The organism is Chryseobacterium sp. MEBOG07 (genome assembly GCF_021869745.1).
GTDB lineage: Bacteria > Bacteroidota > Bacteroidia > Flavobacteriales > Weeksellaceae > Chryseobacterium > Chryseobacterium viscerum.
The window spans coordinates 737,127-750,173 of sequence record NZ_CP084579.1 but is presented as its reverse complement, the minus strand read 5'-3'; the positions used below and the strand labels follow the sequence as shown (position 1 = coordinate 750,173).

The 13,047-nt window shown below is 37.1% G+C and carries 8 protein-coding genes; all 8 read left to right on the top strand.

What is annotated here, in order from left to right:
• Positions 1-191: 191 nt before the first annotated feature.
• The 8 genes from LF886_RS03440 (at position 192) to LF886_RS03405 (ending at position 12,846) form a co-directional block, all read left to right on the top strand.
• Positions 192-3,350 (top strand): SusC/RagA family TonB-linked outer membrane protein, encoded by a 3,159-nt coding sequence (locus tag LF886_RS03440; protein ID WP_236852732.1) that lies wholly within the window; start codon positions 192-194, stop codon positions 3,348-3,350.
• Positions 3,351-3,368: 18 nt separating this feature from the next.
• Positions 3,369-4,889: a SusD/RagB family nutrient-binding outer membrane lipoprotein gene (locus LF886_RS03435; RefSeq protein ID WP_236852731.1), complete on the top strand. Its 1,521-nt coding sequence runs from the start codon at positions 3,369-3,371 to the stop codon at positions 4,887-4,889.
• 82 nt (positions 4,890-4,971) lie between these two features.
• Positions 4,972-7,317: a phosphocholine-specific phospholipase C gene (locus tag LF886_RS03430; RefSeq protein WP_236852730.1), complete on the top strand. Its 2,346-nt coding sequence runs from the start codon at positions 4,972-4,974 to the stop codon at positions 7,315-7,317.
• Positions 7,318-7,504: 187 nt separating this feature from the next.
• Positions 7,505-8,083, top strand: coding sequence for a hypothetical protein (locus LF886_RS03425; RefSeq protein WP_236852729.1), 579 nt, complete (start codon positions 7,505-7,507; stop codon positions 8,081-8,083).
• Positions 8,084-8,185: 102 nt separating this feature from the next.
• Positions 8,186-8,992: a WxL protein host-binding domain-containing protein gene (locus LF886_RS03420; protein WP_236852728.1), complete on the top strand. Its 807-nt coding sequence runs from the start codon at positions 8,186-8,188 to the stop codon at positions 8,990-8,992.
• Positions 8,985-11,834, top strand: a complete 2,850-nt coding sequence (locus tag LF886_RS03415; protein WP_236852727.1) for a hypothetical protein — start codon at positions 8,985-8,987, stop codon at positions 11,832-11,834. Before LF886_RS03420 ends, LF886_RS03415 begins: the two co-directional genes overlap by 8 nt.
• Before the next feature lie 10 nt (positions 11,835-11,844).
• Entirely contained in the window at positions 11,845-12,267 is a 423-nt protein-coding gene (locus LF886_RS03410; protein ID WP_236852726.1) for a hypothetical protein, read from the top strand.
• A gap of 9 nt (positions 12,268-12,276) precedes the next feature.
• Positions 12,277-12,846, top strand: coding sequence for a hypothetical protein (locus tag LF886_RS03405; protein ID WP_236852725.1), 570 nt, complete (start codon positions 12,277-12,279; stop codon positions 12,844-12,846).
• The last annotated feature ends 201 nt before the right edge of the window (positions 12,847-13,047 follow it).

The window sequence follows — 13,047 nt, the reverse complement described above, 5'->3', positions numbered from 1 at the left end:
GTCCCGCTATTTCAGCTTCCTATCCTATTATTATTTATAATACAATAAAGCAAAAGTCCTTATACAAAAGACTATTTTGGTTTTACCATTCTATTAATTCTTTCTGTTAAAAAATATTAAAATCGTATTTTTATTTTAATACTTCATTAAAATACAGGTAACAGTGCTCCGCTAAATTTGTCTTCAAAAAAATGAAGAAGACTCTAGCTACTTTTGCCGTTTTTTTACTTCCCCTTTATTTTTCCGCTCAGGAAATCAATATCTCCGGAAATGTAAAATCAGAAAACGGTTCTAGTGTTTCCGGTGTGAACATCACCGACAAAAACACAGGAAAGACTGCTACTACAGATCAAAATGGTAATTTCACCATTTCTGCAAACCCTAAAGACATTCTTGAGTTTTTTGCTCCTGATTTTTCTGTTTATACCGTTGAGGTTTCTTCCAAAAAACAGTATTCTGTTGTTTTAAAAAAGCCGAACGAAAAACAGATTGAAGGGGTTGTGATTACCGCCTTAGGTATTGCCAAGAAGAAAGAAAAGATTGGGTATTCTACTCAGGAAGTGGGAACGAAACAGTTTGAGACCATCACCACTCCAAGTATTGGTAATTTATTCTCAGGGCAGGTAGCCGGTCTGAATGTTTCCAATCCAACCGGAATGCAGCAGGCGCCTCAGTTTACTTTAAGAGGAAACTCCAACTTGGTTTTTGTTATTGATGGGGTAATTGTGGAAAGAGAAGTTTTCCAGAATCTAGATCCTAACAATATTGAAAATATCAACGTACTGAAAGGAGCTACCGCTTCTGCACTATACGGTTCAAGAGGTCGTTATGGAGCTGTTTTGATTACGACAAAGACAGCTAAGAAGAAAGGATTCTCTGTAGAATTTTCTCAGAATACCATGATTACAGGAGGATTTACCAATCTTCCCAAAACCCAGACAGAATACGGTAACGGTTCTCACGGAAAATATGAATTCTGGGACGGAGCTGATGGCGGGGTGAATGATGGAGATATGATCTGGGGGCCAAAATTTGTTCCGGGTTTACAGATTGCCCAGTGGAACAGCCCCATTAGAGATAAAGTAACGGGACAAGTAGTTCCATGGTACGGAGCAGTGACAGGAACTCAATATGATGATAAATCAAGATATGAAAGAGTTCCGATCGACTGGAAATACCACGATAACTTAAGTACTTTCTTAAAGCCTGCGGTAATTAACAACAATAATTTCGCCATCAGCTATAGAGATAATAAAGATATATACAGGTTTTCAGGAAACTTCATGAATTATGATGACAGGGTTCCAAATTCTTATCTTCAAAAATATGGAATCAACTTTTCATCTGAAAACCACCTCGGAGATAAATTAATCTTCAACACGAAATTCAATTTCAACCAGGCTGTTACGCCTAATGTTCCCAACTACGATTACAACCCAAGCGGGCACATGTACACGATCCTGATCTGGATGGGAGGTGATGTAGATGGGAGAGCTCTGAAAAATCACATGTGGATTCCGGGAAGGGAAGGAACGGCACAAGCCAACTGGAACTATGCCTGGTACAATAACCCATGGTTTGGAGCTGAATATTATAAAAACCAGAACAGAACCAACATCATCAATGCTCAGACCGCTTTAGAATATAAGGCTACCCAGGATCTTTCGGTAAAAGGTAGAATATCTCTTGTGGAAAATCATAGCAAAACGGAAATATTAAGCCCTTATTCTTATTTCAATTACAGTGCACCAAGAAGTGGAGGGTATATTCTGAAAGATAATAAAACATGGAACCTGAACTATGATGTACTGGCCACTTACAAGAAAAAAATATCTGAAAACTTTGATTTTACCATCAATGCCGGAGGTTCAGCTTTCTATTATAAAAACAATAACAACGAAAGATCTACGGACGGATTAAAAGTTCCTGAAGTGTACACATTTGAAAACTCTATCGGAGCGCTGAAAAATTATGCCTATCTGAAGGAAAAGTTGATTTATAGTGCTTATTCCACGATTGATATCGGATTGTACAATGCATTCTTCATCAATATTTCAGGACGTAACGACTGGTCTTCTACTCTGCCTAAGGCCAACAGATCTTATTTCTACCCTTCTGCATCCATCAGTGCCGTTATTTCAAACCTGGTAAAACTGCCGGAGTCTATCAATATGTTGAAGGTTTCCGCTTCATGGGCGAAAGTTGCCTATGACTTCCAGCCTTATTCTATCAAAAATTATTATCTGAATAATCAAGGAATTACATTCAACGGAAATCCTACTTCTTATTACCCAACGACTCTGAATATAGAAAACTCTTTGAAGCCTGAACAGACAAAGTCTTATGAATTAGGGTTAAGCGCAGGTTTCCTGAACAACAGAATTACCTTAGATGCAACGTATTTCAGAACATTAGATTATAACAATATTTTAGAGTTCCCGGCTGCTGAATCATCAGGATTCACGTCTCAATATGTAAACGGGAATGAATATACCACAAAAGGTTTTGAAGTTTCCCTTGGGTTGGTTCCTATAAAAACAGCTGATTTCAGCTGGAAAACTTTAATCAACTGGAGTACTTATGAACAAAAGCTGACTTCCATCTATGACAATATGCCGAACTATAAAAACATCAAGTTAGGTGAAAGAATGGACAGCTATTATGACTACACATGGCAGAAATCTCCGGACGGAAAAGTCATTCTTGATGCTAATACAGGAATGCCGACAAGAGCCAATGCACCAAGCAACCTGGGGCATTTCAATCCAGACTGGACCTTTGGTTTCAACAACACTTTCAAATACAAAAAATTCACTTTAAATATCGGAATCGATGGAAGCATCGGTGGTGTGATGAGGTCTCAGGTAGTGGAAAAAATGTGGTGGGGAGGAAAACATCCTAATTCTGTAGCGTACAGAGATCTTGAATATGCAAATCCGGGATCTTATTATTTTGTACCGGATGGGGTTAATTTTAATCCAACAACCGGTCTTTATACTCCGCATACGAAAGCGATAAGCTTCCAGGATTGGGCACAGAATTATCCATACCAGGCAAGGGTAACACAGGATGAAAGTGAAGAGTTCGCCAATGTTTTTGACAGAACCTTTGTGAAGCTAAGATCTGTAGTATTAGAATATGACTTCTCTTCCCTGCTGAATCCGAAAGGAATAATAAAAGGTTTCACTGCCAATATTTCGGCCTATAACTTAGCGATGTGGAAAAAATCGAAGAATCTTTACTCAGATCCTGATTTCCAAATCAGAACAGGGAGAAAAGAGGATGTCAGTAATGATATTCAGGATCCATCCAGCAGATGGTTCGGAATCGGATTTAATCTTAAGTTTTAACTAAAAAGTACGTCAACAATGAAAAATAATATCAATATAGTGAAAGGGCTAAAAGGCAAAACAGCAAAAGGATTAATGAAGAGTATATTTGCTGCAGGACTTCTGACATTGGCTTCATGCGAATCTAATCTCGAGACCATTAATGAAAACCCTAATGATCAGGCCAGCATTGATCCTAAATTTCTTCTGACCTATGTGGAAAAATATACCTTCCAGGTAGACGGAGATAATATGTATGCCTCAAGAATGATGATTGGTACAGATGGCGAAAATTCATACCAGTATATGAAGTGGAATGATTTGTCCTTTGAAGTCTATACAAAAGGGCTTCTGAATACAGGAAAAATGATGCAGGAAGCTGAAAAAAGGGGAAATAAAAATTATCTGGCCATCGGAAAATTTTTGAGAGCTTATCATTTCTTCAATATCAGCTTAAAAGTAGGAAGTGCTCCGTATTCTGAGGCTGCAAAAGGAGAATCCGGAATTACACAACCTAAATATGATACTCAGGAAGCCATTATGTCCGGAATTTTATCAGAATTGAAAGAAGCGAATGATCTTATCAATACCAATGACAAAATTGAAGGTGATATTGTTTATAATGGAGATGCTTTAAAATGGAAGAAACTCATCAACTCATTCCGTCTGAAAGTTCTGATCACTCTATCAAAAAAAACTACGGTAGGAAGTTATAATATTGCTACAGAATTTGCTTCTATTGCAGGAAGCCAGTCTCTGATGACTTCCATTGCTGATAACGGGGAGCTGAAGTTTGCAGATGCTGCAGACAGCAGATATACAATGTTTAACAACAGCGGATATGGTTCCAGTTTGTATATGGCAGATTATTTCATCAATATGTTCAAAAGCAGACAAGACCCACGTCTGTTTACATTTGCAGCACAGACTACCGGAGCTAAAGAAGCCGGAAAAGCCATCACAGATTATACAGCTTATAACGGAGGAAATCCTACTTCTCCTTATTCTGACAATGCTGCTCTGATCACGGCAAAAAACATTTCTAAAGTGAACGACCGTTTTTATAAAGATCCAACCAATGAGCCGGCTTCAGTGCTGAGCTATTCTGAATTAGAGTTTATTCTGGCAGAAGCTACTGCCAGAGGCTGGATTTCCGGATCTGCAAAAACACATTATGATAATGCCATCAAAGCAAGTTTCAGTTTTTATCAGACATATGTAAAAAATCCGGGACAATATTTCTCAGGTTTTGATGTAAACCAATACCTGGCAACGCCATTGGTCGTTTATAATAATGCTGATCCTTTACAGACACAGGTGGAAAAAATCATGACCCAAAAATACATGACGATGTTCCATCAGGCACAATGGACTTCTTATTTTGACTATTTAAGAACCGGATATCCAAACTATCCTCTGAAAGATGGTGTTGCTGCACCGTTCAGATTCAGATATCCACAGTCTGAATACAACTATAACAGCAATAATTTAAAAGCTGCAGTAGCCGCTCAATATGGAGGAAATGATAATATTAACTCTAAACCTTGGTGGTTACAATAGAAATCTGATTAATTTTATATAAAACAAAGAAACCGCAGGAAAATCCTATTAACTTGCGGTTTCTTTCTTATTACGATTGAATATGAACAGAAGAGAATTTTTAGAAAAATCAAGTCTTTTATTAGCAGGATTGGGAACTTCAAGTGTTCTTCATCCTTCCATTTTAAAAGCTTTAGCCATTGATCCGGCTGCCCAGTCTACATTTTTTGATGCAGAACATGTCGTAATCCTGATGCAGGAGAACCGCTCATTTGACCATGCTTTTGGGGCACTCAAAGGAGTAAGGGGTTTCCTGGATAAAAGAGCTTTTATAAAGCAGGATGGACATTCCGTTTTCTTTCAAAAGAATGACGAAGGAAAATATGCATCTCCTGCCCGTCTGGATCTAAGAAATACAAAATCAACATGGATGAGTTCACTGCCCCACTCATGGGCAGATCAGCAAAAAGCTCTGAACAAAGGAAAATATGACCAGTGGCTTCAGGCTAAAGCCTCAGGAAATAAAGATTATAAAAATATTCCGCTGACATTAGGGTATTACAACCGTGAAGATCTTCCGTTCTATTATCAGCTGGCAGATGCATTTACCATATTCGATCAGTATTTCTGCTCATCTCTTACCGGAACTACTCCGAACAGATTGTTCCTTTGGTCCGGAACATTAAGAGAGCAGCAAAACGGAAAAGTAAAAGCTAATGTTGTTAATGAAAATATTGATTATGATAAAGCGAAACAGGCAAAATGGAAAAGTTTCCCGGAGATTTTAGAACAGCAAAATGTTTCGTGGAGAATTTATCAGAATGAAATAAGCCTTCCAAAAGGAATGTCCGGAGAGCAGGAAGCCTGGCTAAGTAATTTTACTGATAATCCTATTGAATGGTTTTCAAAATTCAACGTGAAGTTTTCAAAAGGATATTATCAGAATATCCCTAATATCATAGCCTATCTGAAACAGGAAATTGAAAAAAATCCTAAGCAGAAAGAAAGACTGGAAGCCATGATAGCTGAAGTTCAGGAAGATCAGGTAAAATACCATCCGGATAATTATTCAAAGCTTTCAAAAGAGGAAAAAAACCTTCATGAAAAAGCTTTCACTACCAATGTAAATGATCCTGATTACTGGAATCTGGAAATCGGAAAGGATGAAAACGGAGAAAGACTGGTTGTTCCGGAAGGAGATGTATTGTTCCAGTTCCGTAAAGATGTGGAAGAGAAAAAACTTCCACTGGTTTCCTGGCTGGTAGCTCCCGAACATTTCTCTGATCACCCGGGATCGCCATGGTATGGTGCATGGTATATTTCTGAGGTGTTGAATATTCTTACCAAAGATCCTGAAACATGGAAAAAAACAATATTTATCATCAATTATGATGAAAATGACGGATATTTTGATCACGTTCTTCCTTTTGCACCACCGGTGAATCCAAGCCAGCCTGTGGATATGAACGGAAAAGAAGGGGTAGAATATGTAGATCAATCCCAGGAATATATGTCAAATCCTTCATTAAAAAATTATGAAAAAATTGAAGGAACCGTAGGTCTTGGGTATAGAGTTCCCATGATCATCGCTTCACCATGGACAAAAGGAGGTTTTGTCAATTCTGAAGTGTCAGATCACACTTCTGTGCTGCAGTTTCTGGAGAAATTCATCATGAAAAAATTCAGTAAGAATGTTCATGTTGACAATATCAGTGACTGGAGAAGGGCAATATGTGGAGATCTTACCTCTGCCTTCAATTCTTCCAGTGTAAAAGCTCCACAGATGAATTATCTGGATCAGAAAGAGTATACCAAAACCATCAATGCAGCCAAAAACAAACCTGTTCCCAACTTGAAATGGTATTCTGAAAGTGAGCTTAATAATAATTTACTTGAAATTCAGGAAAGAGGGCTGAAACCATCTAATCCGCTGCCTTATCATTTTCATGTCAATCTGGAAGCCGGGAATATAAAAATGAGCAATTTAAAAGAGAATGGAGTTCCTTTGCTTGTCTACGACAAAACTCAATTCAACAGTACTCATTATCATTTTTCATATGCATTATATGCAAAGCAGGAATTGTCCCATGCTGTACATTCCGGAGCATATGAGTATGAAGTTTTCGGTCCCAATGGCTTTTTCAGGAAGTTTAAGGGAAGCAATATTCCAGAATTAGAGATAGTTTTGGTGAATATGACTTCAAAAAATCAGATTGAACTGATCATCAGAAACCACAAAAGCAAAAATATTTCCATAAGCATGGAAGATCTGTACGGAAAAAATAAAAAAACAATTTCTGTACAAAAACCGGAAGAAAAAATCAGTATCGATCTTGATAAAAATAAAGGCTGGTATGATTTGAAATTAACGCTAAACGATCATCTATGGCATTTTGCGGGAAGAATAGAGACCGGAAAAGTTTCTGTATCTGATCCGCATTGGGCATAAAAAAATGATTCAAATATCTACAAAAACCTGTACCAAAACGTACAGGTCTTTTTTTGAGTTATCTTTAAAGCATCTTTCAATTATAATGCATTACATAATGCAAATAAGCATCAATATGAAAATTATTGTATTTTTTTTTCAAAGTATACTGAATTTCGTTATATTCACTTAACTAATTATCAGTATCATGAAAAAATTAAATTTAACTATTGCAATGTCTTTATTTGCGTTTGCCCTGTCTGGAAATCTGAGCGCGCAGGATACCAATTCGGATGGCCATACCGTCACAATTTCTATTCCTGAAGTTGCTTTGGTAGATATTGAACCAGCTGCCACGAAAAATATTACTCTTGGATTTACAGCGCCTACAGAAGCAGGGAATCCTATTATTCCAGCTACGGCCAACACTACTTTATGGCTTAATTATTCTTCTATCAAATCTGTTGCAGATCCTACCCGTAATGTAAGTGTAAGCATGAATGCTATCATCCCTGGAGTTGATCTTCATGTAACTGCTGCTGCAGCTACCGGAGCCGGAGCTGGTACATTAGGAACATCCGCAGGTCTATTGACTTTAAGTGCTGCCGGCCAGACTATTATTTCTGGAATTGGAAGTGCTTATACAGGAAATGGAGCTAATAACGGCCACAATCTTACGTATGCTCTTGCTGCAGGAAGCGGCCCTGGAGGGGTGGCAGCTTATGCAGACTTACAGGCAACAGCCACTGTAGTAGCTACCGTTACGTATACAATATCAGACAATTAGAATTTAAATAAAATTCTTTTCTGCATTCGAAAACAAGAAGAAGCTGACATTCAGTTTCTTCCTGGTTTTGTATTATTAATGATTAACTCCAAACTTTAAATAATGATGATGATAAAGCGTATTCTTCTTTTGATCACCCTGATGTTGCAGTTCAGCTTTTTACATGCCGGTATTGTGATTCTCAACGGGCTTACGCATTCTTACAAAATTGAAAACGGAAAGGTCTACAAAGGAAAAGTTGCCATTGAAAATACAAGCAAAAATCCTCAAAGTGTAAAATTGTTTTTACAGGACTTTACCTACCAGGCTGACGGAACCATCAATTACACAACACTGCATACCAACAAACGCTCCAATGGAGAATGGATAAAACTTAATACCAACCTGATCACTCTTAAAGGTAAAGAGAAAACAGAGGTATTTTATGAAATTACGGTTCCCAATCAAGCCATCGATCCCGGAAGCTATTGGAGTGTCATCATTGTAGAACCGGTGGAGGACATAAAACCTAGTGACAATAAAGCAGGAGTAAACATTACTTCTGTTATACGATATGCTATCCAGATCATTACAGATTCTGAAACAGAAAAAGCCAATCCAATCCTTAAGTTTGAAAGCGTAAAAGTAGAAAAACAAGAGGGAAAGCAGACTGTAATGGTGGCCATAGCGAACAATGGCAATCTTTATTGTAAACCAACAACGGCTATTGAAATCTATAATCGTAAGACGGGGGAAAAATTAGGTACGTATTCAAGTTTAACGATGGGACTTCTACCCAATACGTCCAAAACATTTTACATTGATATCAGTAAAGTACCTCCAGAAAAATATAAAGCTGCAATTATAGCAACTGATGAAGAGGAGAATGCATTTGCACTCAATGTGGAATTAGAAGTAAAAAATGATTAGAACTTGGACTTTATTTATTATTATATCATTATTCCCGGTATTTATTTTTTCTCAACAGCAATCTAACCGATTGATGAGTAAAAAAGATAGTTTATTACCGGGAATGTCTACTTCTATCCCATTCACATTAGAAAATAATTCAGCTGAAAACAGGACATATGATATTTCTGTGGGTACCTCAAGTTCACATATTATCCCGATATTAGTAAAAGGAGAACTTCAAATTGCTCCTCACGAAACATCAGTCTATCTGGTTCCTCTGCGTATTGCAACAGAAACTGGCCAGGGTATCTATTCTGTAACATTGAATATTACAGACAGAAATAATGCAATATCCTTTGCAAAAACTTCAAAAATCACTGTTTCCGGAAACCGGAATATATCTGTCACAGTTTTGAGTTCACCAGAGTTTGTAAGGGCTGGAGAAACTATCCGCGCTTCTTTTCTTTTAAAAAACAATGGCAATGTAACAGAAGATATTATTTTGGAAAGTAAAAATGCCATTGTTGATAATGAATCATCATTAGTATTGGCCCCCAATGATTCAAAAATCATGACCATTCATAAAGTAACAAATCCTGAACTTTCTCAAAACGAATTTCAGAATCTTAATCTTTCGGTTTATTCAAAAGGTAATTTCAAAGACAATCAGAGTGTCTATATAAGCACTCAGGTGATATCAGTAAAACCATCTGAAAACGACATTTACCACAGGCTTCCCGTTTCCGTTTCATTATCTTTCATTGGAATGCAGAATATGGGAATGTATAATGATGGCTTTCAGGGAGAAATCTACGGTAAGGGAACACTTGATAAAGACAATAAAAACCAGATTGAATTTCGTGCTGTCACGCACAATCCTATAGAGCTTAATACATTTACCCAATATGAGGAGTATTTTGTGAATTATAAACGGGATAAATTTTCGGTTCATCTTGGTGACAAAACTTATTCTTCTTCATATCTCACAGAGTTTGCAAGATATGGCCGTGGTGCAGAAGTTCGATATGATTTTAATAAAGTAAGTTTTGGTGGTTTTTACAACCATCCCAGGTTTTTCAGGGATATAAAAGATGAGTTTAATTTTTATTCAGCGTTTAAGATCAGAAAAGAGTCTGAAATTTCTGTAGGATATCTTTACAAGACTCCTAGAAAGGGAGAAATCAATTACAGTGATGTAAGGCTAGACTCTGACGCTCATCTTCCCTATGCTAAAGGAAAATTTAAAATCACAAAAAATATTAATCTTTCCGGCGAAGCTGCATACAGCACAACCAAAAAAACGGATGGTACAGCTTACATCGTTCAGGCCGAAGCTAATTTTGAAAGATTCAATGGAAGCTTAATGTATATGAAAGCAAGCCCTGAGTTTGCAGGATATTTCACGAATACCAATACTTTTAACGGTAATATTTATTACAATATTTCTAAAAAGTTGAGTGTTTTTGCTAATTATATGCAGGACGCCAAAAATTTTCAACGGGATACCTTATTACTGGCAGCACCATATCGAAAGTATTTCCAATATGGGGTACAATACAAATATATACCTAGTGGTTTTATCATCCTTAATAACGGCTATCAAACTTACAAGGATCGTTTGGAACCGAAACAGTTTGATTATTATGAACGGTATTTTAAAATTAGTATTAACCAGCAGATAGGAGTATTCCAGATAAATCTTGACGGGCAGTTTGGGAAAACAGATAATTACCTTCTTGGATTTAGCGGAAACTCTAGTTTCTATTCTGCCAATCTCTCATTTCAGAAATTAAGAACTTCTTTTAATCTATTTGGAAGCTATGCCATCAGTTCAAGATATCAGCTCGAAAATCAGAAAAACTTTTATTATGGAGCAAGAATCTTCAGCAAATTTTCTGACAAGACCAGCTTAAGCCTTTTTTATCAGAACAATTATATGCCGGAAGAATATTTCAAAGACCGGAATTTATTTGAACTTTTGTTCCATCAACAATTATTCCTGGGAAATGAACTTGATCTTTCAGGCAGATATTCATTACAAAGAGGAGAAATAGGAAATAAGGATTTTATATTTTCAATGCGGTATACATGGCGCCCAAATATTCCGGTACAGAAAACGGCCGAATATGTAACTTTAATGGGTAATATCAGTAATCTGGGTATCAAAAAAACTGAGGGAATAAGATTGATGCTCGGAAGTTATTTGTCAATTACAGATAAAGAAGGCAATTATTTATTTAAAAATGTTATCCCGGGCAATTATTTTCTGGAAATAGACCGATCAACGACGGATATCAATGATATTCCGACTCAAACTTTTCCAGCGGCAATTTCGCTTATTAATAAAGAAAATACTTTAAATTTCGGATTAACAACTGCCGCTAATGTTCAGGGACATATTCAGTTCCTTGAGACTGGAGAAAAAGATCAAACGAATATTGAACAACTGCAGACTATAAAGGGAAAAAAGAAAAGAGAGAGTATCATTGTAGAAGCCACCAGTAATGACCAGACCTATCGTAAGATCTGCTTCATAGGGGACGACTTTGATTTCACTTATCTCCGACCAGGAGATTGGATCGTAAAAGTGTACCGCAACGGTCTTGATAAACGCTATAAAATTTCAACAGACAAGTTCCAGTTTACTTTAAAACCTGCAGAAACAAAGAAATTGAGCATCAATGTTGTCAAACAGCAAATAGAAATAAAATACCAACAGGAGTCCTTAAAAGTAGGATATAATGAAATAAAAAGAAAAGATGATTTTGATCCGTCCCATATTATTAATAGTATCTTTTATTGCATCCGGTTGTATCTATTCCCAGACTGCCAGTACCACTGTTACTCTTACATTGCCTAAAGTAACTTTAATGGATATTGAACCTACGGGAAATATTATTTTAAATTTTACAGCGCCTACTGAGGCTGGAAATGCTTTGGGGGTTCCAACTCCCAATACATCGAAATGGGTCAATTACACTTCTGCTATTGCCTCCGCAGGGCCTACCAGAAGAATTACGGCATCTATTAATAAACTTATCCCTGGGGTGAATATAAGACTTCAGGCAGCAGCGGCTTCGGGAGCAGGCGGAGGAACGTTAGGTACTTCTTCAGGCCAGGTTATTCTTACAACTACTCCTGTTACAATCATTAGTGGTATTGGAGGTGCATATACTGGTAATGGTCCTAATAATGGCCATGCACTCACCTTCTCGCTCGCTACTAATACTTATTCTAGCTTGGATGCACAGGCTAATACATCTATTATAGTTACCTATACCATCACAGAATAAAATTGAAAAATGAACATCAACAGTCCTTTTCTCAGAGAAATACTCTTAAAAAGATATCTATACATTATTGCTTTAATAATGAGCAGTTATCTTCAGGGGCAAACCATAAATATTGCAGGAACTAACTGGACGGTAAGTGTCCCTACAATCACTGAAGCTGGAACCAACTATACCGGAACTTACGACAATCCAAGCCAACTAACATTATCCGGTAATTTACCCGGATCTTTTCTAAATCTCCTTACCAGTGCAGGTGCCAAGATCAGTATGCACTATGTTCCCACTTCCTGGAATAGTGCTTTGAAGCTTTATGCAAAAAGAAGTGGTGGTACTACAGCTATAACTGGACTTTGTGTACTCTGTACCGCTACAATTTCCGGTGGAAATGTCAATTTTATAGAAATACCGCAAGCCGGCTCTGTAACGCTTTCAACGATCACTTTTTCTGGAGTATTAGGTCTTGGCAACAGTGTAAACTATTCTGCTATGAATGTACAGCTGGAGATAGGTGGTGTTTCCGTAACTATTCCTGCAGCAACATATAGTGCGCAAATAGTTTTTACAGTAGGAGCAAATTAAAGTTTCTTTTCAATACGATTGTAATTCAAAATTTCATAAATAAGAACCGTTTCTTTATTGAAGCGGTTTTTTTATTTCTTTCGGCTAAAATAAGGTGGGTCCTGGCAGGTATTGAATCTTTCTTGCCTCTCAATAAGTTTCTATAGATGATAAGCAGCATAAAGGCTTAAATAACATAAAGAATCTACATCCCAATAAATG

Coding starts and splice junctions, on each gene's coding strand:
- LF886_RS03440 (WP_236852732.1), top strand. CDS start 192: ATGAAGAAGACTCTAGCTACTTTTGCCGTTTTTTTACTTCCCCTTTAT.
- LF886_RS03435 (WP_236852731.1), top strand. CDS start 3,369: ATGAAAAATAATATCAATATAGTGAAAGGGCTAAAAGGCAAAACAGCA.
- LF886_RS03430 (WP_236852730.1), top strand. CDS start 4,972: ATGAACAGAAGAGAATTTTTAGAAAAATCAAGTCTTTTATTAGCAGGA.
- LF886_RS03425 (WP_236852729.1), top strand. CDS start 7,505: ATGAAAAAATTAAATTTAACTATTGCAATGTCTTTATTTGCGTTTGCC.
- LF886_RS03420 (WP_236852728.1), top strand. CDS start 8,186: ATGATGATGATAAAGCGTATTCTTCTTTTGATCACCCTGATGTTGCAG.
- LF886_RS03415 (WP_236852727.1), top strand. CDS start 8,985: ATGATTAGAACTTGGACTTTATTTATTATTATATCATTATTCCCGGTA.
- LF886_RS03410 (WP_236852726.1), top strand. CDS start 11,845: ATGGATATTGAACCTACGGGAAATATTATTTTAAATTTTACAGCGCCT.
- LF886_RS03405 (WP_236852725.1), top strand. CDS start 12,277: ATGAACATCAACAGTCCTTTTCTCAGAGAAATACTCTTAAAAAGATAT.